Source organism: Streptomyces sp. NPDC001100, assembly GCF_053598575.1.
In genome coordinates this window covers 35195-58634 of record NZ_JBSFKO010000012.1, presented here as the reverse complement: position 1 = coordinate 58634, position 23440 = coordinate 35195, and the positions used below count along the sequence as shown (strand labels likewise).

Annotated in this window: 20 protein-coding genes and 1 riboswitch; of the genes, 9 read left to right on the top strand and 11 right to left on the bottom strand. The window is 68.4% G+C overall.

Going from position 1 to position 23440, the window contains the following annotated elements:
* The first annotated feature begins 76 nt into the window (after positions 1-76).
* The 4 genes from ACWDEW_RS19190 (at position 77) to ACWDEW_RS19175 (ending at position 4617) form a co-directional block, all read left to right on the top strand.
* Entirely contained in the window at positions 77-1057 is a 981-nt protein-coding gene (locus ACWDEW_RS19190; RefSeq protein ID WP_019072153.1) for a tetratricopeptide repeat protein, read from the top strand.
* A 147-nt stretch (positions 1058-1204) separates the two neighbouring features.
* Positions 1205-1855: a peptide deformylase gene (def, locus tag ACWDEW_RS19185; protein WP_450514157.1), complete on the top strand. Its 651-nt coding sequence runs from the start codon at positions 1205-1207 to the stop codon at positions 1853-1855.
* 309 nt (positions 1856-2164) lie between these two features.
* Positions 2165-3250 carry an epi-isozizaene synthase gene (cyc1, locus tag ACWDEW_RS19180; protein ID WP_450514297.1) on the top strand — a complete coding sequence of 362 codons (1086 nt, stop codon included), beginning with the start codon at positions 2165-2167 and terminating at the stop codon, positions 3248-3250.
* Entirely contained in the window at positions 3247-4617 is a 1371-nt protein-coding gene (locus tag ACWDEW_RS19175) for a bifunctional albaflavenone monooxygenase/terpene synthase (protein WP_450514156.1), read from the top strand. The genes cyc1 and ACWDEW_RS19175 overlap by 4 nt, the downstream gene beginning before the upstream one ends.
* A 16-nt stretch (positions 4618-4633) precedes the next feature.
* Here ACWDEW_RS19175 and ACWDEW_RS19170 read toward each other — a convergent pair whose 3' ends face one another.
* Positions 4634-5596, bottom strand: coding sequence for a GlxA family transcriptional regulator (locus tag ACWDEW_RS19170; protein ID WP_450514155.1), 963 nt, complete (start codon positions 5594-5596; stop codon positions 4634-4636).
* Positions 5597-5689: 93 nt separating this feature from the next.
* Here ACWDEW_RS19170 and ACWDEW_RS19165 point away from each other — a divergent pair, with 93 nt between their 5' ends.
* Positions 5690-5848: a hypothetical protein gene (locus ACWDEW_RS19165; protein WP_450514154.1), complete on the top strand. Its 159-nt coding sequence runs from the start codon at positions 5690-5692 to the stop codon at positions 5846-5848.
* Here the strand turns inward: ACWDEW_RS19165 and ACWDEW_RS19160 are convergent.
* From ACWDEW_RS19160 to ACWDEW_RS19115, 10 genes are all read right to left on the bottom strand, one after another.
* Positions 5823-6284: a hypothetical protein gene (locus tag ACWDEW_RS19160; RefSeq protein ID WP_450514153.1), complete on the bottom strand. Its 462-nt coding sequence runs from the start codon at positions 6282-6284 to the stop codon at positions 5823-5825. The genes ACWDEW_RS19165 and ACWDEW_RS19160 overlap by 26 nt on opposite strands.
* Positions 6285-6440: 156 nt before the next feature.
* Positions 6441-8525, bottom strand: coding sequence for a putative Ig domain-containing protein (locus tag ACWDEW_RS19155; protein ID WP_450514152.1), 2085 nt, complete (start codon positions 8523-8525; stop codon positions 6441-6443).
* Positions 8526-8806: 281 nt separating this feature from the next.
* On the bottom strand, positions 8807-9820 hold the full coding sequence (locus ACWDEW_RS19150) for a ribonucleotide-diphosphate reductase subunit beta (RefSeq protein WP_019072161.1): 1014 nt from the start codon (positions 9818-9820) through the stop codon (positions 8807-8809).
* The gene (locus tag ACWDEW_RS19145; RefSeq protein WP_450514151.1) at positions 9820-12243 is read right to left on the bottom strand and encodes a ribonucleoside-diphosphate reductase subunit alpha; all 2424 of its coding nucleotides are present in this window, start codon (positions 12241-12243) and stop codon (positions 9820-9822) included. The genes ACWDEW_RS19150 and ACWDEW_RS19145 overlap by 1 nt, the downstream gene beginning before the upstream one ends.
* Before the next feature lie 125 nt (positions 12244-12368).
* Positions 12369-12492, bottom strand: a riboswitch (cobalamin riboswitch).
* 62 nt (positions 12493-12554) lie between these two features.
* On the bottom strand, positions 12555-13061 hold the full coding sequence (locus tag ACWDEW_RS19140) for a GNAT family N-acetyltransferase (RefSeq protein WP_450514150.1): 507 nt from the start codon (positions 13059-13061) through the stop codon (positions 12555-12557).
* A 107-nt stretch (positions 13062-13168) separates the two neighbouring features.
* A complete protein-coding gene (mctP, locus tag ACWDEW_RS19135) occupies positions 13169-14758 on the bottom strand; it encodes a monocarboxylate uptake permease MctP (protein WP_450514149.1) in 1590 nt (529 codons plus the stop codon).
* Complete coding sequence (locus ACWDEW_RS19130) at positions 14755-15018, bottom strand: DUF3311 domain-containing protein (protein ID WP_450514148.1); 264 nt, start codon at positions 15016-15018, stop codon at positions 14755-14757. Before ACWDEW_RS19130 ends, mctP begins: the two co-directional genes overlap by 4 nt.
* A gap of 140 nt (positions 15019-15158) precedes the next feature.
* The gene (locus tag ACWDEW_RS19125) at positions 15159-15359 is read right to left on the bottom strand and encodes a YbdD/YjiX family protein (RefSeq protein WP_450514147.1); all 201 of its coding nucleotides are present in this window, start codon (positions 15357-15359) and stop codon (positions 15159-15161) included.
* Complete coding sequence (locus tag ACWDEW_RS19120; protein WP_450514146.1) at positions 15331-17478, bottom strand: carbon starvation CstA family protein; 2148 nt, start codon at positions 17476-17478, stop codon at positions 15331-15333. The genes ACWDEW_RS19125 and ACWDEW_RS19120 overlap by 29 nt, the downstream gene beginning before the upstream one ends.
* 105 nt (positions 17479-17583) lie before the next feature.
* Positions 17584-18348, bottom strand: a complete 765-nt coding sequence (locus tag ACWDEW_RS19115) for a GntR family transcriptional regulator (protein WP_362984703.1) — start codon at positions 18346-18348, stop codon at positions 17584-17586.
* Between the two features lie 309 nt (positions 18349-18657).
* On the opposite strand from ACWDEW_RS19115, the gene ACWDEW_RS19110 reads away from it, so the two are divergent.
* The 4 genes from ACWDEW_RS19110 to ACWDEW_RS19095 all read left to right on the top strand — a co-directional run bounded on the left by ACWDEW_RS19110 (position 18658) and on the right by ACWDEW_RS19095 (position 23437).
* Positions 18658-19944: an extracellular solute-binding protein gene (locus ACWDEW_RS19110; RefSeq protein WP_450514145.1), complete on the top strand. Its 1287-nt coding sequence runs from the start codon at positions 18658-18660 to the stop codon at positions 19942-19944.
* Positions 19945-20042: 98 nt separating this feature from the next.
* On the top strand, positions 20043-21026 hold the full coding sequence (locus ACWDEW_RS19105; RefSeq protein ID WP_450514144.1) for a carbohydrate ABC transporter permease: 984 nt from the start codon (positions 20043-20045) through the stop codon (positions 21024-21026).
* Complete coding sequence (locus ACWDEW_RS19100; RefSeq protein ID WP_019072171.1) at positions 21023-21886, top strand: carbohydrate ABC transporter permease; 864 nt, start codon at positions 21023-21025, stop codon at positions 21884-21886. The genes ACWDEW_RS19105 and ACWDEW_RS19100 overlap by 4 nt, the downstream gene beginning before the upstream one ends.
* Before the next feature lie 9 nt (positions 21887-21895).
* Positions 21896-23437, top strand: coding sequence for a glycoside hydrolase family 3 protein (locus ACWDEW_RS19095; protein WP_450514143.1), 1542 nt, complete (start codon positions 21896-21898; stop codon positions 23435-23437).
* Positions 23438-23440: the final 3 nt, after the last annotated feature.

The window sequence follows — 23440 nt, the reverse complement described above, 5'->3', positions numbered from 1 at the left end:
GTACGTGGTTGGATGCGAAGAAGTGGGTGTCCGGGGGCAGAGCCAGCCCAACGAACGGAACTGGCAGGCGGGAATCGTGAGGATCTTCGGCAAGGGACGGCACCGGCCCTCCGCCTCCTGGCGGCAGGCCACAGACCGCGCGTTCACGCTGATCGGCGACGGTCGCTACGAGGACGCGGGCGCGCTGCTGACACGTGCCGCCGATCTGGAACCCTGGCTGTCCGAGTCCTGGTTCAATCTCGCCCTGCTCCACAAGTTCCGGCACGACTGGGAGCAGGCCCGGGCGGCCGGGCTCCGCGCGGTCGCGCTGCTGGAGCGGGAGGCCGGCGCACCTGACTGGTGGAACGTGGGCATCGCGGCCACCGCCCTCCAGGACTGGCCGCTGGCCCGGCGGGCCTGGCAGGCGTACGGGCTGCGGGTGCCGGGCGGGGTCACCGCGGCGGGCGAGCCCGCTGGCATGGACCTCGGCAGCGCGGCCGTACGGCTGTCTCCCGAGGGGGAGGCCGAGGTCGTGTGGGGGCGGCGGCTGGATCCCGCGCGGATCGAGGTGCTGTCCATTCCGCTTCCCTCGTCCGGGCGACGCTGGGGTGAGGTCGTGCTCCATGACGGGGTGCCGCACGGTGAGCGGACCACGGCGGCCGGGCACTCCTACCCCGTGTTCGACGAGATCGAGCTGTGGGCGCCGTCGCCCGTGCCGACGTGGGTGGTGCTGCTGGAGGCTGCCGCTGAGGCCGACCGGGACGCGTTGGAGCAGTTGGCGGCGGACGCGGGGTTCGCGGCGGAGGACTGGTCGTCCTCGGTGCGGTTGCTGTGCCGGATGTGTTCGGAGTCCCGGATGCCTTCCGATGAGGGTGACGGGGAGCATCTGGATCCGCACGATCACAGTGAGCCGGGGCATCCTGGGCCGCTCGGTCATCGGACCGATGGGCAGTTGTGGGTGCCGGAGCGGGAGTGCGGGTTGGCTGCGCCGGCTTCGCTGGTTCGGGGGTTGCTGGACGGGTGGGTTGCCGACAGCCCGGATTCAAGGGACTGGCGGGATTTGGAAGAGGTCTGCTGAGGTCGATCTTTGGCTGCGGGCCGGTGGGGGCTGAGCGCGCTCACGCGGCGGAGCCGCAGATATGCACAGCCCCGCGCCCCCAAAAAACTCCACGTACCCTGTATCAGCAACTCACCCCCCTTGGTTTTGAGGAAGGCGTTCGTCGGCATGGCGCAGCAGGACACCGATCAGCAGCACGTGGGCGTGCTTCCCGTGGACGACGAGGGGTTTGTCGTCGATACCGAGGGGACCGAGGAGCGTGAGGCGGCCTGGCGGGAGCGGGGGACCTCGCGGGCGATCACGGTCGTCGGGAATCCGGTGCTGCACAAGGAGTGCGCGGACGTCACCGAGTTCGGTGCGGAGCTGGAGTCGCTGGTGGCGGACATGTTCGCCTCGCAGCGCACCGCCGAGGGTGTCGGCCTCGCCGCCAACCAGATCGGCGTCGGCCTGAAGGTCTTCGTCTACGACTGCCCGGACGACGAGGGCAAGCGGCACGTCGGTGTGGTGTGCAACCCGAAGCTGGTCGATCTGCCCGCGGACAAGCGGCACTTGGACGAGAGCAACGAGGGGTGTCTGTCGGTGCCGACCGCGTACGCGCCGCTCGCGCGGCCCGACTACGCCGAGGTGACCGGACAGGACGAGCGGGGCAACCCGATCAAGGTCCGCGGCACCGGCTACTTCGCCCGGTGTCTGCAGCACGAGACCGACCACCTCTACGGCTACCTCTACATCGACCGGCTCTCCAAGCGCGACCGCAAGGACGCGCTGCGGCAGATGGCCGAGAACGAGCCCCGCTACCCCGTGGTCGCCAACGACTGAGTCCCAGGAAGTCCCGGAGAGTCCCAGGGACGATCACAACCCCCTTGCGTACGGCGTCTGTTCAGGTGCACCTCCCTGACCAGGCGCCGTTCGCATGTCCGTCGCACATTCGATCGTTTTCGCTCTCGTGGTGATCCAAAATCAGTCACACGGGGATGGATTCTCGGCACTTGGGGGTAGTGAAGGAAGCAAATCCGTTCCCAGAACGGTCAGTTGTGGTGCTGAATGGGAAGTGCGGGGATACGCAACGGCGCACGCCCGGCACAGCGGGAGGGGCGTGTGCACCTGGCGGCTGAGAGGGGTTTGTTCGTGCCTGCTTTCTCGCACAGCACCACAACGGCATCGACGGCGATCGCCGTTCCACCATCGCTCTCTCTCCCGGTGATCGAGGCGGCGTTTCCCCGGCGACTGCATCCGTATTGGCCGAGGCTCCAGGAGAAGACACGTGTCTGGCTGCTGGAAAAGCGTCTGATGCCGGCGGACAAGGTACGTGAATATGCCGACGGTCTTTGCTACACGGACTTGATGGCCGGGTACTACTTGGGCGCACCGGACGAGGTGCTCCAGGCGATAGCGGACTTCAGCGCGTGGTTCTTCGTCTGGGACGACCGCCATGACCGGGACATCGTGTACGGCCGGCCCGACGCCTGGCGGCGGCTCCGGTTCCGCTTGCACGCCGCTCTGGACTCACCACGCCACCACCTGCTTCACCCGGATCCCCTGGTCGCCGGGTTCGCCGACTGCGTGACGCGGATCTACTCGTTCCTCCCCGCCACCTGGAACGCGCGGTTCGCCCGGCACTTCCACGCCGTGATCGAGGCCTACGACCGGGAATTCCGCAACCGCTTCGAGGGGACCATTCCCGCGGTCGAGGAATATCTGGCACTGCGCCGGCTCACTTTCGCGCACTGGATCTGGACCGATCTGCTGGAAGCGAGTGCGGTGTGTGAACTCCCGGACAGTGTGAGGAAACATCCGGGATATCGGCGTGCGGCGCTGCTCAGTCAGGAATTCGCCGCCTGGTACAACGACCTCTGTTCCCTGCCGAAAGAAATAGCGGGCGACGAGGTCCACAATCTCGGAATCAGTCTCATCAAACACGAGGGACTGACCCTTGAGGACGCGGTCGCCGAAGTGAGGCACCGGGTCGAGGAATGCATCGCCGATTTCCTCGTCGCGGAACAGGAGACCCTACGTCTGGCCGACCGGCTCGACGACGGCACCGTACGGGGAATGGAATTGAGCGCCGCCGTACGGTCCTGCCTCGGCAATATGCGGAACTGGTTCAGTTCCGTCTACTGGTTCCACCACGAGTCCGGCCGTTACATGGTCGACAGCTGGGACGACCGGTCCACACCCCCGTACGTCAACAACGAAGCGGCAGGTGAGAAATGACCGTCGAGTCTGTGAAGCCCGCGGCACCAGAGGTGCCGGAACTCCTTGAGCCGCCCGTCGCGGGCGGCGGAGTCCCGCTGCTCGGCCACGGCTGGAAACTGGTCCGCGACCCGCTGGCCTTCATGGCCCAACTCCGCGACCACGGCGAGGTGGTACGGCTCCGCCTCGGCCCCAAGACGGTGTACGCCGTCACCGCGCCCGCCCTCACCGGGGCCGTGGCGCTGAGCCCCGACTACATCATCGCGGGCCCGCTGTGGGAGTCCCTGGAGGGACTGCTCGGCAAGGAGGGGGTGGCCACCGCCAACGGGCCCACCCACCGGCGCCAACGGCGCATCATCCAGCCCGCGTTCCGGCTCGACGCGATACCCGGCTACGGGCCGGTCATCGAGGAGGAGGTGCACGCGCTCACCGAGCGCTGGCGGCACGGCGGGACGATCGACTGCACCTCCGAGGCCTTCCGGGTCGCCGTGCGGATCGCGGCCCGCTGTCTGCTGCGCGGCGACTTCATGGACGAGCGCGCCGAGCGGCTGTGCGCCGCCCTCGCCACCGTCTTCCGGGGTATGTACCGGCGGATGGTCGTCCCGGCCGGACCGCTCTACCGGCTGCCCCTTCCGGCCAACCGCGAATTCGGCCGGGCGCTGGCCGATTTGCATCTCCTCGTCGACGAGATCGTCGCCGAACGCCGGGCATCTGGTCAAAAGCCGGACGATTTGCTGACGGCGCTGCTGGAGGCGACCGACGAGAATGGCGAGCCGATCGGGGAACAGGAGATCCACGACCAGGTCGTCGCGATCCTGACCCCCGGAAGTGAAACCGTGGCGTCCACGATCATGTCGCTGCTCCAAGTCCTGACCGAACACCCGGAACATACCGACAAGGTATGCGCAGAAGTTGAATCCGTGACGGGCGGACGCCCGGTGGCATTCGACGACGTCCGCGCGCTCACCCACACCAATAATGTCCTCGTCGAGACGCTGCGCCTGTGGCCCGCCGTATGGATATTGACGCGGCGGGCGGTCACCGACACCGAACTGGGCGGCTATCGGATTCCGGCCGGGGCCGACATCATCTACAGCCCCTACGCGATCCAGCGCGACCCGCGTTCGTATGCGCACCACCTGGAGTTCGACCCCGACCGCTGGCTTCCGGAACGGTCCAAGGACGTACCGAAGTTCGCCATGAGCCCGTTCAGCGTGGGCAACCGGAAGTGTCCCAGTGACCACTTCTCGATGGCCCTGCTGAGCCTGTTCACGGCGGCGGTGGCGGCGAAGTACCGCTTCGAGCTGGTGTCCGGCTCCTACGACACCACCCGCGTCGGCATCACCCTCCATCCGCACCGGCTGATGCTCAGGCCGATCCCCAGGTGAGACGAGAGGCGTGCGTTCAGGCGGCTTCCGGGCCCCTGAACGTGCGCCGGTAGGCGTTCGGGGTGGTGCCCAGGGCACGGACGAACTGGTGGCGCAGGGCGGGCGCGGTCCCGAAGCCGGTGCGCCAGGCGATCTCGTCCATCGTCTCGTCCGTCCCCTCCAGCAACTGCTGCGCCAGCAGCACCCGTTGACGCAGGATCCAGCGATAGGGCGTGGTCCCGGTCTCCTGCTGGAAGCGGCGGGCGAAAGTGCGCGGCGACATGTGGGCACGGGCGGCGAGCTGCTCGACGGTGACCTCCTGGTCGAGGTGCTCCGCCATCCACACCAGCACCTCGCCCACCGTGTCGCACTGCGAGCGCGGCAGCGGCCGCTCGATGTACTGGGCCTGCCCGCCGTCGCGGTGCGGCGGTACGACCATCCGCCGGGCGATGGTGTTGGCGACCTCGGGCCCCTGCTCCTTGCGCACGATGTGCAGACAGGCGTCGATACCGGCCGCGGTGCCCGCCGAGGTGATCACCGGGTCCGCGTCGACGTACAGCACGTCCGGCTCCACGAGGACCTTCGGATACCGCCGGGCCAGCAGCTCCGCGTGATGCCAGTGCACCGCGCACCGCCGCCCGTCCAGCAGCCCGGCGGCGGCCAGCACGAACACCCCCGAGCAGACGCTGAGCACCCGGGCACCCCGGTCCACCGCCCGCCGCAGCGCGTCGAGCAGCTCCTTCGGGTACTCCCGCGCCGCATAGGCCGCACCGGCCGGTACGGCGATCAGGTCCGCGCTCTCCAGCCGCTCAAGGCCGTGCTGGACGGCCAGCGAGAAGCCGGCATGGGTGGCGAGCGTCGGCCCCTCGGCCGAGGCGACCGCGAAGTCGTAGACCGGCAGGCCCTCGTCACTGCGGTCGAGGCCGAACACCTCGCAGACGACGCCGAGTTCGAAGGGATGGACTCCGTCGAGCAGGACCACGGCCACGTTTTTCAGCATGCTGCCAGTGTGCGCTCGATGTGGCAGTAAATCGAGGGTGTACGGCAGTACTGCCACTCACGGTAAGGAGCGTAACGCGCGACAGTGGTGTCTATGAACACAGCCATGGACAACCTCATCGCCCTGCTGGCCGTCCTCGGCGTCATTGTCGCCGTGGCCTTCCCGTCGCTGCTCGGCATCGCGCACGACCGGCGCATCGACCGTCAGATCCGGACCGCCCACCGGATCATGACTTCGTCACCACGACGGTGACCGACCACTCCTGAATGCCCTTGCAGGAGATCTTGTGCGGGGCGGTCGCACACAACGGCCGGGACGACGTGAGCTTCACGGTCCCGGCCGAGACCGCCTTGAACGCGTTGCTCGCGTCGCCGGGCCGGATCAGGATCCCGCTGTTGGTGGCCTCCAGGCCGGTGCCGGCGGTCTTGACCTGCGTCCACGGCCGGGACGCCGTCCCGTCCAGCAGGATCCGGACCGTGCTGCCGGTCGTCAGACAGAACGTGCCGTTGTCGTCGGCGGCGGCGAGGGTCTCCTTCGCGGTGCAGGCCGACGTGCTCTTGCTCGGTGTGGGGGACGAGGACGGCGACACGCTGCCGCTCCCGGTGTCGGACTTCGTGCCGCCGCAGCCCGTGAGGGCCAGTGCCAGGGTGGCGACGGCGAGGGACGGAGCGAGGATGGATCGACGCATGGGGGGCCTCCTTGCCCCTTTGACGTGTCACGGACTCATCCGGATCCGCCGTGAGAAGTGAAGTATTCGTGGACATGACACCCGTGGATCGGGCATTCGCGCACATGACAGAGCCCCGGCCGCTGCGAGACGGCCGGGGCTCAGCTCATGAGGAGGTCAGCTGGTCGTCACGGCGGTGTCGTCGAGGACGAAGCTGGTCTGGAGCGAGGAGTCCTCGACTCCGCTGAACTTCAGCGTCACGGTGGTGCCGGCGAAGGCCGACAGGCTGAAGGACTTCGCGACGTATCCGGTCGCCGCGTTGAGGTTGGAGTAGGTGGCCAGGGTGGTCGATCCGGCGGTGACCGTCAGCTTGTCGTACGCCGTGCTGGTGGTGGTCTCCGCGGTGTCGACGTGCAGGTAGAAGGTGAAGGTCGTGCCGGTGCAGCCGGACGGGATCGTCACCGACTGGGACAGCGTGTCCGTGTGGGTCGAGCCGTAGCCGTCGAGCCACGCGTAGTACGAGCCGGCGTGCGCGGCCTCACTGCTGGAGTTGGTGATGACCCCGCTGCTCGCGGTCCAGGTGGTGTTGCCGGACTCGAAGCCCGCGTTGCCCAGCAGCTGGGACGAGGAGCAGGAGCCGCCGCCCGAGGTGCTGACCGTCCAGGTGAAGGAGGCCGAACCGGAGGCGCCGGTGGAGTCGGTCGCGGTCACCGTCACGGCGTAGGTGCCGGCGGTGGACGCGGTGCCGGAGATCAGACCGGTCGAGCTGCTGATCGACAGGCCGGTCGGCAGCCCGCTCGCGCTGTAGGTGAGGGTCGCGCCCGCGCTGTCCGAGGCCGAGATCTGCAGGCTGGCCGAGGAGCCGGTCGCGGTGGACTGGCTGCCCGGGTTGGTGACGGTCACCGTGTTGCCGGTGGTGGTGCCGGCGGTGAAGGCGGCGGTGCCGTCCGGGGTGCCCCAGCCGGTCGGGCCGTCGTAGCCGGTGCCCGCGGTGCAGAAGTACGAGGTCGAGCAGGAGCCGTTGTTGCCGCTCGTGACGTCGTACAGGTTGCTGGTGTGGGAGTAGGGGTACTTCGCCGGGTAGTCGCTGGAGCCCGGGGTGCCGGCCAGCGCGTAGACGCCCGCGATGATCGGGGACGAGGCGCTGGTGCCGCCGTAGACCGCCCAGCCGGAGCCGCCGTAGGTGTCGTAGACGGCCACGCCGGTCGCGGGGTCGGCCACGGCGGAGACGTCGGCCTCCATGCGCTTGGTGCAGCCCGTGTCGGTCTGCCAGCTCGGCTTGGCGTCGTACGCCGAGCAGCCGGAGCCGGTGCCCTCGGTGCTGCTGGTCTTCCACACCGACTCGGTCCAGCCGCGGGTGTTGGAGGACGTGGAGAGAGCCGTGCCGCCAACTGCGGTCACGTACTGGGACGTTGCCGGGTACTCGGCACCGTAGGCGGAGTCACCGGAGGAGACGGTGATCGCTACGCCCGGGTGCTTGAAGTACGAGGTGTCCTCGCTGGTCTGCGAGGAGGACTCGGAGCCGCCCCAGCTGTTGGAGACGAACTTCGCGCCCAGGGCGACGGCCTCGTTCTCGGCGGTGCCGAGGTCCGAGTCGGTCGCGGAACTGGCCTCGACCAGGATGATGTTGCAGTTCGGGCACACCGCGCTGACCATGTCGATGTCGAGCGCTTCCTCGCCCGCCCAGCCGGTGTCGTTGGTCGGCAGCGAGGTGGTCGAGCCGGTCTGGCTGACCTGCTTGAAGCAGCCGCTGGCCACGGTGCAGGCCGACAGGCCGAAGTTCGAGCGGTAAGTGGCCAGGTCCGAGGCCGCGTTGGGGTCGTTGTACGCGTCGACCACGGCGACCGTCATGCCGGAACCGCCGGTCGAGGGCAGGGCGTAGGCGCTGTGCAGGTTGGCCGGGCTCAGCCCGGAGACCGCGGCGGCGGCGTTCGCCTTCACCGCGGAGGCCAGCTGCTGCTTGATGTCGGTGCGCCGCTGGGCGAAACAGGCCGCCGAACCGGGGGCCGCGGTCGCGCACAGGTGCTTGGTGGGCACCTTCTGCCCGGCCTTGCCGGTCGAGTGGACGGCCTGGGCCGCGGGGGCGGTCAGGGCCTTCGCGTTCTGGGTGACCTTGGAGACCTGGGCGGACTGGACGACTGCCTGGGTCGCGGGACGCGCGTCGGCGGGGGAGGCCGCCGCGAGACCGAAGACGCTGAGGGTGAGGGCGGGTATGGCGGCGGTCAGTAGTCTTCGCAGGCTTCGTCTGGGCTTCTCACGCATGGGGGTACTGCCTCCGTCGAGTTCGATTGGAGTGGGGTTCCTCGGCGTGGTGGCAGGCCTGTGACGCGCGTAGCGGCGGCGTTGAACGTCGTCATGGGCATGACACTTGGAGCGTTCTGTGATGCCGTTGTGCATGACATGGACAGGACGGGCAGAACGTAGCCGGGGCGACGAGACCGCGAACAGACGCACCCCATGAACTTTGCCGCTCCATAGAAACACCATGGACGGCCCATGGAAGCTCCATGGGCCGTCCGCGAAGTAAGCGACACATAAAGGGACTAGAAGTCCTCGTCGAGGTCGACCGTGCCCTCCACGGCCACCTGGTACGCCGACGGGCGGCGCTCGAAGAAGTTGGTCAGCTCCTGCACACCCTGCAACTCCATGAAGGAGAAGGGGTTCTCGGAGCCGTAGACCGGAGCGAAGCCCAGCCGCTGGAGGCGCTGGTCCGCCACGCACTCCAGGTACTGGCGCATCGAGTCGGTGTTCATGCCCGGCAGACCCTCACCGCACAGATCGCGCCCGAACTGCAGCTCCGCCTCGACGGCCTCCTTCAGCATGTCGGTGACCTGCTGCTGGAGTTGGTCGTCGAAGAGCTCCGGCTCCTCCTTGCGGACGGTGTCGACCACCTCGAACGCGAAGGACATGTGCATGGTCTCGTCCCGGAACACCCAGTTGGTGCCGGTGGCCAGGCCGTGCAGGAGACCCCGGCTGCGGAACCAGTAGACGTACGCGAACGCGCCGTAGAAGAACAGCCCCTCGATGCACGCGGCGAAGCAGATCAGGTTGAGGAGGAAACGGCGGCGGTCGGCCTGGGTCTGGAGGCTCTCCAGCTTCTCGACCTCGTTGATCCACTTGAAGCAGAACTCGGCCTTCTCGCGGATGGAGGGGATGTTCTCCACCGCGTCGAAGGCGGCGGCCCTGTCCTCCGGGTCGGGCAGGTAGGTGTCCAGGAGCGTCAGATAGAACTGGACGTGCACGGCCTCCTCGAAGAGCTGCCGGCTCAAATACAGCCGCGCCTCGGGGGAGTTGATGTGTTTGTACAGGGTCAGCACGAGGTTGTTCGCCACGATCGAGTCGCCCGTCGCGAAGAACGCGACCAGCCGGCCGATCATGTGCTGCTCACCCGGCGTCAGCTTCGCCAGGTCGGCGACGTCCGAGTGGAGGTCGACCTCCTCGACGGTCCAGGTGTTCTTGATCGCGTCCCGGTAGCGCTCGTAGAAGTCCGGGTAGCGCATGGGGCGGAGGGTCAGCTCGAAGCCCGGGTCGAGAAGGTTCTTGGCTTCGGTGGTCATTATTGGCAGGCCTCGCAGGACTCGGGGTTTTCCAGGGAGCAGGCGACCGCGTCTTCGTCGGGCGTCAACTGCTGTACGGGGACGGTGGTTTGGGGCTGAGCCTGGGCGGCGCGGGCGATCCTCGTCGCCGGGCGGGAGCGCAGGTAGTACGTCGTCTTCAGGCCCTGCTTCCAGGCGTACGCGTACATCGAGGAGAGCTTGCCGATCGTCGGCGTCTCCAGGAACAGGTTCAGGGACTGGGACTGGTCCAGGAACGGGGTCCGCGCGGCGGCCATGTCGATCAGACCGCGCTGCGGGATCTCCCAGGCCGTGCGGTACAGCGCGCGGACCTCGGCCGGGATCCAACTGAAGCCCTGCACGGAGCCGTTGGCGTCACGCAGCGCCTCCCGGGTGCGGGCGTCCCACACGCCGAGCTGCTTCAGCTCGTTCACCAGGTAGGAGTTGACCTGGAGGAACTCGCCGGAGAGCGTCTCGCGCTTGAACAGGTTGGAGACCTGCGGCTCGATGCACTCGTACACGCCCGCGATGGACGCGATGGTGGCGGTGGGGGCGATCGCCAGCAGCAGGCTGTTGCGCATGCCGACTTGGGCGATCCGTTCCCGCAGGGCCGTCCAGCGCTCCGGCCAGGTCAGCTCCACGTCGTAGTGGTCGGGGTGCAGAACACCCTTCGCCGTACGGGTCTTCTCCCAGGCCGGCAGCGGGCCGTTGCGCTCGGCGAGGTCGGCGGAGGCCTCGTACGCGGCGAGCATGATGCGCTCGGCGATCCGGGTGGAGAGGGCCTGGGCCTGCGGGGAGTCGAAGGGGACGCGGAGTTTGAAGAAGACGTCCTGGAGGCCCATCGCGCCCAGGCCGACCGGGCGCCAGCGGGCGTTGGAGCGGCCCGCCTGCTCGGTCGGGTAGAAGTTGATGTCGACCACGCGGTCCAGGAAGGTGACGGCGGTGCGGACCGTCTCGTCCAGCCGCTCCCAGTCGATGTCGCCGTTCGCTTGGTCGACGAACGCGCCCAGGTTCACCGAACCGAGGTTGCATACCGCCGTCTCGCCGTCGTCCGTGACCTCCAGGATCTCCGTGCAGAGGTTCGAGGAGTGGACGGTGTGGCCCGGCTCGGCCGTCTGGTTGGCGGTGCGGTTGGCCGCGTCCTTGAAGGTCATCCAGCCGTTGCCGGTCTGCGCGAGGGTGCGCATCATGCGGCCGTAGAGGTCACGGGCCGGGATGGTCTTCTTGGCCAGCCCCTGCGCCTCGGCCTTGCGGTAGGCCGCGTCGAACTCGTCGCCCCACAGGTCGACCAGTTCGGGCACGTCGGCCGGGGAGAACAGCGACCAGACGCCGTCCTCGTTCACCCGGCGCATGAACTCGTCCGGGATCCAGTGCGCCAGGTTCAGGTTGTGCGTACGCCGGGCGTCCTCACCGGTGTTGTCCCGCAGCTCCAGGAACTCCTCGATGTCGGAGTGCCAGGTCTCCAGGTAGACCGCGGCGGCCCCCTTGCGCCGGCCGCCCTGGTTCACCGCGGCCACCGAGGCGTCCAGCGTCTTCAGGAACGGGACGATGCCGTTGGAGTGCCCGTTCGTGCCCCGGATCAGCGAACCGCGGCTGCGGATACGGGAGTACGACAGACCGATGCCACCGGCGTGCTTCGAGAGGCGGGCGACCTGGTGGTAGCGGTCGTAGATGGAGTCCAGCTCGTCCAGCGGGGAGTCGAGGAGGTAGCAGGACGACATCTGGGGGTGCCGGGTGCCGGAGTTGAAGAGCGTGGGGGAGGAGGGGAGGTAGTCGAGGCGGCTCATCAGGCGGTACAGCGCGGCGACTTCGTCGAGCGCACGGGTCGAGTCGTCCTCGGCCAGGCCGGAGGCCACACGCAGCATGAAGTGCTGGGGGGTCTCGATGACCTTGCGGGTGATCGGGTGGCGGAGGAGGTAGCGGCTGTGGAGGGTGCGCAGCCCGAAGTAGCCGAAGCGGTCGTCGGCCTCGGTGTCGACCAGCGCGTCGAGGCGGGCCGCGTGCACGGTCACGAACTCGGCGGTGCGGTCGGCGATAAGGCCCTCGCGGTGGCCCACGGCGACGGACCCGGTGAACGTCGTGACGCCCTGGGAGGCGGCCTCGGCGGCGATGCTGATCGTCAGCAGCCGGGCGGCGAGCCGGGAGTAGACGGGGTCCTCGGAGATGAGGCCGGCGGCCGCCTCCGTGGCCAGTTCGCGCAGTTCCGTCTCGTCCGCGTGCGCGGACCGGCCGCGCAGCGTGGCGGCGGCGACCCGGCCGGGGTCGGCGTCGGGAAGGTCGGCGGTCAGCTCGGTCAGGGTCCGCAGGATCGCGGCGCCGGGACCGTCGGCACCGGGAACGGCCGTTCCGGGACGGTCGGTTCCGGACGCTGCGTTCGCCTCGTTCGCCTGGGTCGCTGAAGCCGGCTCTGCTGGCGCGATGGTCACGGTGGGGCTCTCCCTCGCTCGGCACGGGGCCTTGCGGAGGGCAGGCGGCAGCTCACGAGCGCACGGGGCGTCGCGTCCACCGGCCCACTCCACGAGGCCCGGACGTCATGCGCCCTGACCGGGTGGCCGGGCGCGCGCAGTCGGCAGGTCCTCGGACTGACCATGCGTGCGTATGCACGCAAGTACACCGTTGCGGGACAGTTCCGGATTCGCACCGGATTCCCCTGCGTCGACAGCGAGCATGAGCATACATCTTGTGCCGGGTCGTCGTGGCACCCCCAGATGTTGTGTCGCGGTGACTTCGGAGCGTGTCAGAACGTCAACTCGTAGGTGAGCAGAGTGATGTCGTCGAGCTCCGGAATCGGGTTCCAGTCGCGCTCGGGGGTGCGGGTGAAGCCGAGCCGTTCGTAGATGCGGTGGGCGGCGTGCATGGTGCGCTGGGTCGACAGGATGACGCGCACACAGCCGTCCGTGGCCCTGGCGCGCTCGACGCAGGCGCGGACGAGGGCCTCGCCGGCACCCCGGCCACGGGCCTCGCGGGCGACGGCGAGCATCCTGATCTCGGCCTCGCCCGCCGTCGCGAGATCGGCCATGGGTCCCCCGGACGGGACGAAGGTCACGCCGCCGAGGACCTGTTCGCCGTCCAGGGCGACCAGGACCTGGGCCTCGGCTGCCCGCTTGGCCACGTCTCTCAACTCGCCGAGGTACCAGTCGCTTTCGCCGAAGTCGAGGAGGCCGTCCTGGAGGTAGGCCTGGGCGGTGATCTCGCCCAGGGTCTCGTATTCGGTGGGTTTCACTCGCCGGATGAGGATGTCCATGTAGGTGAGTGTGTACGAAACAGCGGGCCGCCGAGGGTGGTGTTCCCGGTGGCCCGCCGCGGGTTCGTTGTGGCGGGGCGCGCAGTTCCCCGCGCCCCTGGGTGGGTTCAGCCGGCGGCGATTACGGGGAGCTCCTCCTTCACCCCCGGGTCGCCCGCGTCCGCCGTGTAGTCGCCGGGGCTCGTCTCGTCCACGCCCTCCGGAGCCTTCAGCGCCTTCAGCGCGAACGTCAGCACCACCGTCACGACGACGTTCAGGACGAACGCCGTCAGACCGATGTACCCGATCTCGCCGATCCCCGGGATCTCCTTCGCGGAGCCGCCGAAGTGGGCCTGCGTCGGCGAGGCGACACCGTAGGCCGCCAGCGTGCCGTAGATCATGCCCACCGCCCAGCCCGCCAGCAGCGCCCAGCGGTGGAACCAGCGGGTGAAGAGGCCGCCGACCAGGGACGGGAAGGTCTGGAGGATCCAGATGCCGCCCAGGAGCTGGAAGTTGATGGCGACTGTCTTGTCCATCGTCAGGACGAAGGCCAGGGCGCCGACCTTCACCAGCAGGGAGACCAGCTTGGAGACCTTGGTCTCCTGGGCCGGGGTCGCGTCCGGGTTGATGAAGTCCTTGTAGATGTTGCGGGTGAAGAGGTTGGCCGCCGCGATGGACATGATGGCGGCGGGGACGAGCGCGCCGATGCCGATCGCCGCGAAGGCCACGCCCGCGAACCAGTCCGGGAACATGTTCTCGAAGAGCTGCGGGATGGCCAGTTGGCCGTTGGTGACCTTGACGCCCGCCGCGATCGCCATGAACCCGAGCAGCGCGAGCAGGCCCAGCATCAGTGAATACAGCGGCAGGATCGTGGTGTTGCGGCGGATCACGTTGCGGCTCTTGGAGGAGAGGGTCGCCGTGATCGAGTGGGGGTACATGAACAGCGCCAGTGCCGAGCCCAACGCCAGGGTGGCGTACGTCCATTGGCCGGCCGGGGCGGGTACGAGTCCGCCCGCTCCCGCCGCCTTGAACTTGGCGCCCGCCGCGCTGAAGATGTCGTCGAAGCCGCCGAGCTTGATCGGGATGTAGATGATCGCCACGGTGATGACGAGGTAGATCAGGCCGTCCTTGACGAACGCGATCAGCGCGGGGGCGCGAAGGCCGGACGAGTAGGTGTACGCGGCCAGCACGGCGAAGGCGATCAGCAGCGGCAGGTCCTTCACGAACCAGTTGGAGTTCGCGCTGCCACCCACGCCCATCACGTCCAACACGGCCTGGATGCCGACCAGTTGGAGCGCGATGTACGGCATCGTCGCGAGGATGCCGGTGACCGCCACCGCCAGCGAGAGGCTCTTGGAGCCGAAGCGGCCGCGCACGAAGTCGGACGTCGTCACGTATCCGTGCTTGTGCGACACCGACCAGAGGCGGGGCAGGAAGGTGAAGATCAGGGGGTAGACCAGGATCGTGTACGGCACCGCGAAGAAGCCGGCCGCGCCCGCCGCGTAGACCGCCGCCGGGACGGCGACGAACGTGTACGCGGTGTAGAGGTCGCCGCCGAGCAGGAACCAGGTGACCCAGGTGCCGAACGACCGTCCGCCCAGGCCCCATTCGTCGAGGCTGTGCTCGTTGTCGGCCCGGCGCCAGCGAGCGGCCAGGAAGCCCAGGACCGTGACGGCCAGGAAGAAGAAGATGAAGACGCCGAGAGCGACGCCGTTCACCGGGTGCCTCCATGACGGGTGCGCTGGTCACGCTGCCAGAGCTTGTAGGCGGTCATGGTCAGCGCCGTCGACACCAGCACCCACAGCATCTGGTACCAGTAGAAGAACGGGATACCGATGAACACGGGGTCCGTCTTGGCGTAGGAGCCGACCCAGAGCAGCGCCACGAAGGGCGCGAACAGGCAGACGGCGATGGCCACGCGGACCGGTGTCACCACCGGCGCCGCCACTTCGGGCGGAACTTCAGGCACATCTGACATTTCGCGGCTCCCGTCCCCTCACTGATCACCTGTGTAACGCGCAGGCAATGTAGGTCACGGGATCGCGGGTGCGGAAGACCCCGTCCGCATATCGTCATGTCGATTTAGTGAAGACCTGACATCGGTGTCAAAAGCAGGGTTCAGCAGCAGCGGAACCCCTGCCTCGGGTCGGCCTCCTGACGGTCCGTCCGCATTCGTTCGAAGGCGCGGCGGTCCGGGACCTCCGCGTCCGGATGGTCTCGGCGTACATGCGCGACATACCGCTCGTACGCCGACTCGTCCGTCAACTCCCGGACGTACCAACGCACTCCGCTAGTCGCCCGCCGGAGCACCGACCACATCGCGCGCCCTCGCCTCCTCCTCCTTCTCCTCCCGGGTCGGGATCAGCCCGGCCGGTGCCACGATCTTCGACTCGACGTACGGCGTCTCGCTCAGCGTGGAGAGCGCCGGGCGGCGGACGTGTCGAACGCAGACGCGAAGGGCGTCCGCGATCACGACCACGACCAGCACCGCGAGAATGGCCGAAAGCACTCCGTCCACGGTGGAGTTGGTGACGACGGTGTGCATGTCGTCCATGTTCTTGGCGGGCGGCAGGACCTTGCCCGCGTCGATCGCGTCCTGGAACACCGAGCGTTGTTTGAAGAAGCCGACCTTGGGGTCGCTGGAGAACACCTTCTGCCAGCTCGCGGTCAGGGTGACCGTCGCGTCCCAGGCCAGCGGAATCCCCGTGATCCAGGCCCACTTGAGGCGGCCGGACTTCACCAGGAGGGTGGTGCAGACGGCCAGCGCGACGGCGGCGAGCAGCTGGTTGGAGATGCCGAAGATCGGGAAGAGCTGGTTGATCCCGCCGAGGGGTTCGTGGACGCCGACCCAGAGGAAGTAGCCCCAGAGCGCGCACACGATCGCGCTGGTCACCGCCAGGCCCGGCTTCCAACTCACGTTCTTGAAGGGCCGGTAGAGGTTGCCCAGCATGTCCTGGAGCATGAACCGGCCCACCCGTGTGCCCGCGTCCAGCGCGGTCAGGATGAACAGCGCCTCGAACATGATCGCGAAGTGGTACCAGAAGGCGCGCAGACTTCCGCCGGTGACCTTGGCGAAGATCTCCGAGACGCCGACCGCGAGGGTGGGCGCGCCGCCGGTGCGGGAGAGCAGGCTGGCCTCGTCGACGTTCTTCGCGGCCTGGGCGAGGTCGGCGGGGGAGATGTGATAGCCCCAACTGGTCACCACCTGCGAGGCGTTCTGCACGGTCGTGCCGATCGCGCCCGCCGGTGCGTTCATCGCGAAGTACAGACCGGGGTCGATGATGCTCGCGGCGACCAGCGCCATGATCGCGACCGACGACTCCATCAGCATGGAGCCGTAGCCGATCATCCGGATCTGCGTCTCCTTCTGGATCATCTTCGGCGTCGTACCGCTGGAGATGAGCGAGTGGAAGCCGGACAGGGCTCCGCAGGCGATCGTGATGAAGACGAAGGGGAAGAGCGAGCCGGCGAAGACCGGGCCGTTGCCGTGCTTGGCGAAGTCGGTCACGGCGGGCATCTTCAGGTCGGGCAGGGCGACCACCACGCCGATCGCCAGCAGGGCGATGGTGCCGATCTTCATGAAGGTGGAGAGGTAGTCGCGCGGGGCGAGCAGGGTCCACACCGGCAGGATCGAGGCGATGAAGCCGTACGCCACCAGCCAGATGACCAGCGTCGAGGGCGCGAGCGTGAAGGTGTCGGCCCAGGACGACTCGGCCACCCAGCGGCCCGCGACCAGGGCGAGCAGCAGCAGGGCCACACCGATGAGGGAGACCTCGGAGACGCGGCCGGGGCGAAGTACCCGTAGATAGAAGCCCATCAGCAGGGCGATCGGGATGGTCATCCCGATGGAGAAGGTGCCCCAGGGGGAGGAGGCCAGCGCGTTCACGATGACCAGGGCCAGCACCCCGAGCAGGATGATCATGATGGCGAAGGTGGCGAGGAGCGCGGCGGCTCCCCCGAAGGGGCCGATCTCCTCGCGGGCCATCTGCCCGAGTGACCTGCCGTCGCGCCGGGTCGAGAAGAACAGCACCACCATGTCCTGGACCGCGCCCGCGAAGATGACGCCGACGATGATCCAGATCGTGCCGGGCAGATAGCCCATCTGCGCGGCCAGTACCGGTCCGACGAGCGGGCCGGCGCCGGCGATCGCGGCGAAGTGGTGGCCCAGCAGGACGCGGCGGTCGGTGGGGTGGTAGTCGATGCCGTTGTTCAGGCGTTCGGCCGGGGTGGCCCGGGTGGCGTCGACCTTCAGGACCTTGTACGCGATGAACCTGGCGTAGAAGCGGTAGGCGATGGCGTACGAGCCCAGTGCGGCGGCCACCATCCACGCGGCCGACACGTTCTCGCCCCGCGCCAGCGCGAGGACGGACCAGCCCGCCGCCGCGACGAGCGCGACGAGGGTCCAGACGACGATGGTTCGGACGTTCGCGGTACGCACCGGGGAGTCCTCCCGTCCATGCGGCGACGGGAGGAACGTAGAGCAGGAGCGGCAGTTGCGCTACACCGCGTGCACTACCTCAAGTGGCGCGATCCGTACGCCCCTTCAGTCCGTGGGGCGCTTGAGGCGGGCCACGAACTTGTAGCGGTCGCCCCGGTACACCGACCGCACCCACTCCACCGGCTTGCCCTCCTTGTCGAGGGAGTGGCGGGAGAGCATCAGCATCGGTAGGCCCACGTCGGTGCTGAGGAGGCCGGCCTCGCGCGGGGTGGCCAGCGAGGTCTCGATGGTCTCCTCGGCCTCGGCGAGATGGACGTCGTAGACCTCGGCCAGCGCGGTGTACAGGGAGGTGTACTTGACCAGGGACCTCCGCAGCGCGGGGAAGCGCTTGGCGCTGAGGTGGGTGGTCTCGATGGCCATCGGCTCGGCGTTGGCCATGCGGAGGCGCTCGATGCGCAGGACCCGGCCGCCGGTGGTGATGTCGAGCAGGTCGGCGAGGGTGTCGTCGGCGGTGATGTAGCCGATGTCCAGGAGCTGCGAGGTGGGTTCGAGGCCCTGGGCGCGCATGTCCTCGGTGTACGAGGTGAGTTGGAGCGCCTGCGAGACCTTGGGCTTGGCCACGAACGTGCCCTTGCCCTGGATGCGTTCGAGTCGGCCTTCGACGACCAGTTCCTGAAGGGCCTGGCGGACCGTCGTGCGCGAGGTGTCGAACTCGGCGGCCAGCGTGCGCTCGGGCGGGACGGGTGTGCCGGGCGGCAACGTCTCCGTCATGTCCAGCAGGTGCTTCTTCAGGCGGTAGTACTTGGGCACACGCGCGGTGCGGACGGTAGCCCCACCCTCGTTCTCCGCACTGCTGACGTCGGTGCTCATGCTCCGCCTTTCCGGCTCCGGACAAGGGTCACTTCGTGATCCCTTCTGTATACCGTCGCGGTCGCTTTTGGTCTAGTCCACAAGGGCAAGTGGTCTAGCGGAAGAGAGTACTCCGGCACGGTTGATTTCGCTGCCTTCTTACTTAAAGGTTCCTGCATATGTAGGTCCCATAACGGCTGGTCAGGGCGGTTTCGGGAACCCTTGACAGGCTCTGTGGTCTGGTCCAAGCTCCCGGTACTGGTCTACACCATTGGTTCAGGTCCCGGCCCATGGGCGGGAGGTGTGGCAGGCATCCCTGAGGAGGGTGGCGTGAAGCGCAAGCTGATAGCCGCGATCGGTATCGCGGGCATGATGGTCTCCATCGCGGCGTGCGGGGGCAACGACGACAAGGGCTCTTCGAAGAGCGGCGCCGACGCCAAGGAGCTGACCGTCTGGCTCACCGTCGACGCGCAGAACAACTGGCCCCAGCTGGTGGCCGCAGCCGACGCGGCCGTGAAGAAGGCGCACCCGGGCGTCACGATCAAGCACGAGTACTACGGCTGGCCGGACAAGAACACCAAGCTCGACGCGGTCCTCGCCACCGACAAGGCCCCCGACGTGGTCGAGATGGGCAACACCGAGATGCTGGGCTACATGGTCAAGGGCGCCTTCGCGCCGGTCGACCCTGCCAAGTTCACCAACTCCTCCGCCTGGCTGGACGGCCTCAAGGCCTCGGTCACCTACTCCGGCAAGACCTACGGCGTCCCCTACTACGCCGGTGGCCGCGTCGCCAACTGGCGCAAGGACATCGCCGCCTCGGTCGGCATCAAGTCCACCCCCACGACGTACGCCGAGCTGACCGCCGACCTGGACAAGATCCAGAAGAAGGAAGGCAGCAAGTTCAGCGCCTGGTACCAGCCCACCCGTGACTGGTACGCGGCCATGTCCTTCGTCTACGACGCCGGCGGTGCCATCGCCACCCAGTCCGGGGACCAGTGGAAGGCCAGCCTCTCCTCGCCCGAGTCCATCAAGGGACTCAACGAGTGGAAGTCGGTCATCGACAAGTACATGCACGGCGACAAGACCAAGGACGAGTCCGACCGTTACATCGTCTACGGCCAGGGCAAGGCGTCCATGATCTTCGGCGCCGCGTGGGAGGGCGCGAGCGCGGCCGACCCGAAGGCCGACAAGACCGGCGGCAAGCTGAAGACCAGCCTCGTCAACTTCGTGATGCCCGGCCCGTCCGGCAAGAACATGCCGGTGTTCCTGGGCGGTTCGGACCTGGCCGTCCCGGTCAAGTCCAAGGCGCAGGCGCTCGCCGCCGAGTGGATCAACGCCTTCACCGGCCCCTCCGGCCAGAAGGGCCTGATGGCCAAGGGCAACCTGCCCAACAACAAGACCGACCTCGCGACGCTGAAGAACGACCCCGCGACGGCGGTCCCGGCCACCGCGGCCGAGTCCAACTGGTTCGTCCCGATGGCACCGGGCTGGGGCCAGGTCGAGAAGGCCCAGGTCCTGCAGACCATGCTGCAGAACATCGGCACCGGCAAGCAGTCGGTCGAGGACGCCGCGAAGGCCGCGGACACCGCGATCGACAAGGTCATCAACACCAAGTGACCTGAGGGTGGGGCCCTGTTGGACACCCAGGTGTCCTCGGGGCAGGGCCCCGCCTCACGTACGGCCGTACGACCTGAGGGACCGCTGAGGAGCGCGCGATGAGTGCCGACACGACCACCCCTGCCAAGGTGCCGCCGCCGCGGCAGGCGCCCCCACCGCGCGTATCCGGCGCACCTCGCGGAAAGCGGACGTCGAGCGGGACCGGGATCCCCTGGCTGCTGCTCGCGCCCTGTCTGCTCGTCCTCGCCCTGGTCATGGGCTATCCGCTGGTCCGCCTGGTCACGCTGTCCTTCCAGTCCTTCGGACAGTCCCAGCTGTGGGGCTTCAAGCCCGCCGATTGGATCGGCTTCGACAACTTCTCCGGGATCCTCGGCGACGGCGAGTTCTGGGGCGTCGTCGTCCGCACGATCGTCTTCGCGGCCGGTTCGGTCATCTTCACGATGGTCGCCGGCATGGCCCTCGCCCTGCTCCAGCAGCGGGTCTCCGGCTGGATGAAGACCCTCATCAACATTGTCCTGGTGGCCAGTTGGGGCATGCCGGTCATCGTCGCGACCACCGTCTTCAAGTGGCTCTTCGACACGGACTACGGCGTCTTCAACGCCCTGCTCAGCAAGCTCCCCGGCGTCGACATGGTCGGCCACAACTGGTTCGCCAGCGGACCGCAGGGCCTCCTCGTCATCATGCTGCTCGTGGTGTGGGGCGCGGTGCCCTTCGTGGTGATCACCCTCAGCGCCGGACTCACCCAGGTCCCCCAGGAGCTGGAGGAGGCCGCCCGCCTCGACGGCGCCGGAGCCTGGGGCGTCTTCCGGTACGTCACCCTGCCCATCCTCAAGCCGATCATCGTGATGCTCACGACCCTCTCGGTGATCTGGGACATGGGCGTCTTCCCCCAGGTGTTCGTGATGCGCGGCGGCCACCCCGAGGCCGACTTCCAACTCCTGAGCACCTACTCGTACGACCGTGCCTTCGTCGTCAACGACTACGGACAGGGTTCTGCGATAGCCCTGGTCACGGTGGTGCTGCTGCTCGGTGTCGTCGCCGTCTACATGCGTCAGATGCTTCAGATCGGAGAGGTCGAATGAGCGCGCTCACGACCGACGCGCCCCGCAGGCCGACCGGCGGGCGCAAGAAGTCCAAGCTCGGCTGGAACCTCGTCGGCCTCCTCGTCTTCCTCGTCGTCGGCTTCCCGCTCTACTGGATGGTCGACACGGCGTTCAAGCCGGCCAAGGACGCCATCGACCCGGACCCGAGCCTGCTGCCCACCGGCATCACACTCGACAACTTCCGCCGGGCGCTGGACATCGCGGACTTCTGGGGCCCGGTCGGCCGCAGCCTCATCGTGTCGCTGTCGGTCGTCGTGATCGGCATCGTCGTCGGCCTGCTGGCCGCGCTCGCCATCTCCCGCTTCGCCTTCCGCGGCCGCAAGATCGTGATCGTCGGCATCCTCGCGGTCCAGATGGTCCCGCTGGTCTCGATGATCATCCCGGTCTTCCTGCTGCTGAACGACCTCGATCAGTACGACAAGCTCTCCGGCCTGATCATCACGTATCTGACCTTCATCCTCCCGTTCACGGTGTGGACCCTGCGCGGCTTCATCGTCAACATCCCGAAGGAACTGGAGGAGGCGGCCATGGTCGACGGCTGCTCCCGCACCGGCGCCTTCATCCGCGTGGTCTTCCCCCTCCTCGCCCCCGGCATGGTCGCCACCTCGGTCTACGGCTTCATCCAGGCCTGGAACGAGTACCTCTACGCCCTGATGCTGCTCAGCCAGGAGCACCAGACGGCGACCGTCTGGCTCGGCAACTTCACCACCAAGCACGGCACCGAATACGCCCCGATGATGGCCGGCGCCACGATGATGGCCGTGCCGATCGTCGTCCTCTTCCTCCTCGTCCAGCGCAAGATGGCCGCGGGTCTGACCGCCGGCGCTGTGAAGGGATAACGCCAACCGATGACGACATTCGCCAGCGGTACCGACACCCTGACGCGCGACGCACTCACCGTCCTGCAGCCCGGCTTCCCCGGCACCACGGCCCCCGACTGGCTGCTCAGGCGCCTCGGCGAAGGCCTGGCCTCGGTGGGCCTGTTCGGCCGCAACATCGCGTCACCCGAGCAACTCTCCTCCCTGACCGCCCAGTTGAGGGCCGAACGGGACGACGTGCTGGTCGCGATCGACGAGGAGGGCGGAGACGTCACGCGCCTTGAGGTGCGGACCGGCTCCTCCTTCCCCGGCAACCACGCGCTCGGCGCGGTGGACGACGTGGACCTGACGAGGGAGGTGGCCCACGAGTTGGGCCGCCGCCTCGCGGAATGCGGCGTGAACCTCAACTGGGCCCCGTCCGCCGACGTGAACTCCAACCCCTCCAACCCGGTCATCGGCGTCCGCTCCTTCGGCGCCGACCCGGAACTCGTCGCCCGCCACACCGCCGCCTACGTCACCGGCCTCCAGGCCGCGGGCGTCGCCGCCTGCACCAAGCACTTCCCGGGCCACGGCGACACGGCGGTCGACTCCCACCACGCGCTGCCGCGCATCGACGCGGAGTCCTCCGTCCTGGAGCGACGCGAACTCCTCCCGTTCCGCGCGGCCATCGCCGCCGGCAGCCGTGCGGTGATGAGCGCCCACATCCTGGTCCCCACCCTGGACCCGGACCGTCCGGCCACCCTCTCCCCGCACATCCTGACCGACCTCCTGCGCGGCCGGCTCGGCTACGACGGCCTCATCGTCACCGACGCCATCGAGATGCAGGCCATCGCCGCCACCTACGGCATCGAACGCGGCAGCGTCATCGCCATCGCCGCCGGCGCCGACGCCCTGTGCGTGGGCGGCGGCCTCGCGGACGACGAGACGGTGCGACGGCTGCGCGACGCCCTGGTCAGCGCGGTCCGCGCGGGCGAACTCCCGGAGGAACGCCTGGCCGAAGCGGCGGAACGGGTACGGGGTCTGGCCCACTGGGCGGCCTCGGCATCGGCTGCCGCCGAGGGCTCCGCGGCGGCGGAGACGGGTTCCGCTTCGGCCACGGCCGCCGCGCCCTCGTCGGACGTGACGCGCGTCGACGTCGGTCTCGTCGCCGCCCGCCGCGCGCTGACGGTCACCGGCGCCGAAGGCTTCACCCCCTTCACCGAACCGCCCTACGCCGCTCTCCTCACTCCCGTCGCCAATATCGCCGTCGGCGACGAGACGCCCTGGGGCATGGGTGTGGAGCTGACCCGGTTGCTGCCCGGTACGGACACGGGGAACTTCGCCGGGGAGGCCGCGGGGGACGCGGTGCTGGAGGCGGCGGGGGCACGGCGGATCGTGGTCGTGGTGCGCGACGAGCACCGGCATCCGTGGATGGCTGCCGCCCTCGACACCGTGCTGGCGGCCCGCCCCGACACCGTCGTGGTCGAGATGGGCGTACCGCAGGCACCGCCCCGAGGCGCCCTCCACATCGCGACGCACGGCGCGGCCCGGGTCTGCGGCCGTGCGGCGGCGGAGGTCATCGCGGGGGAGTGACCT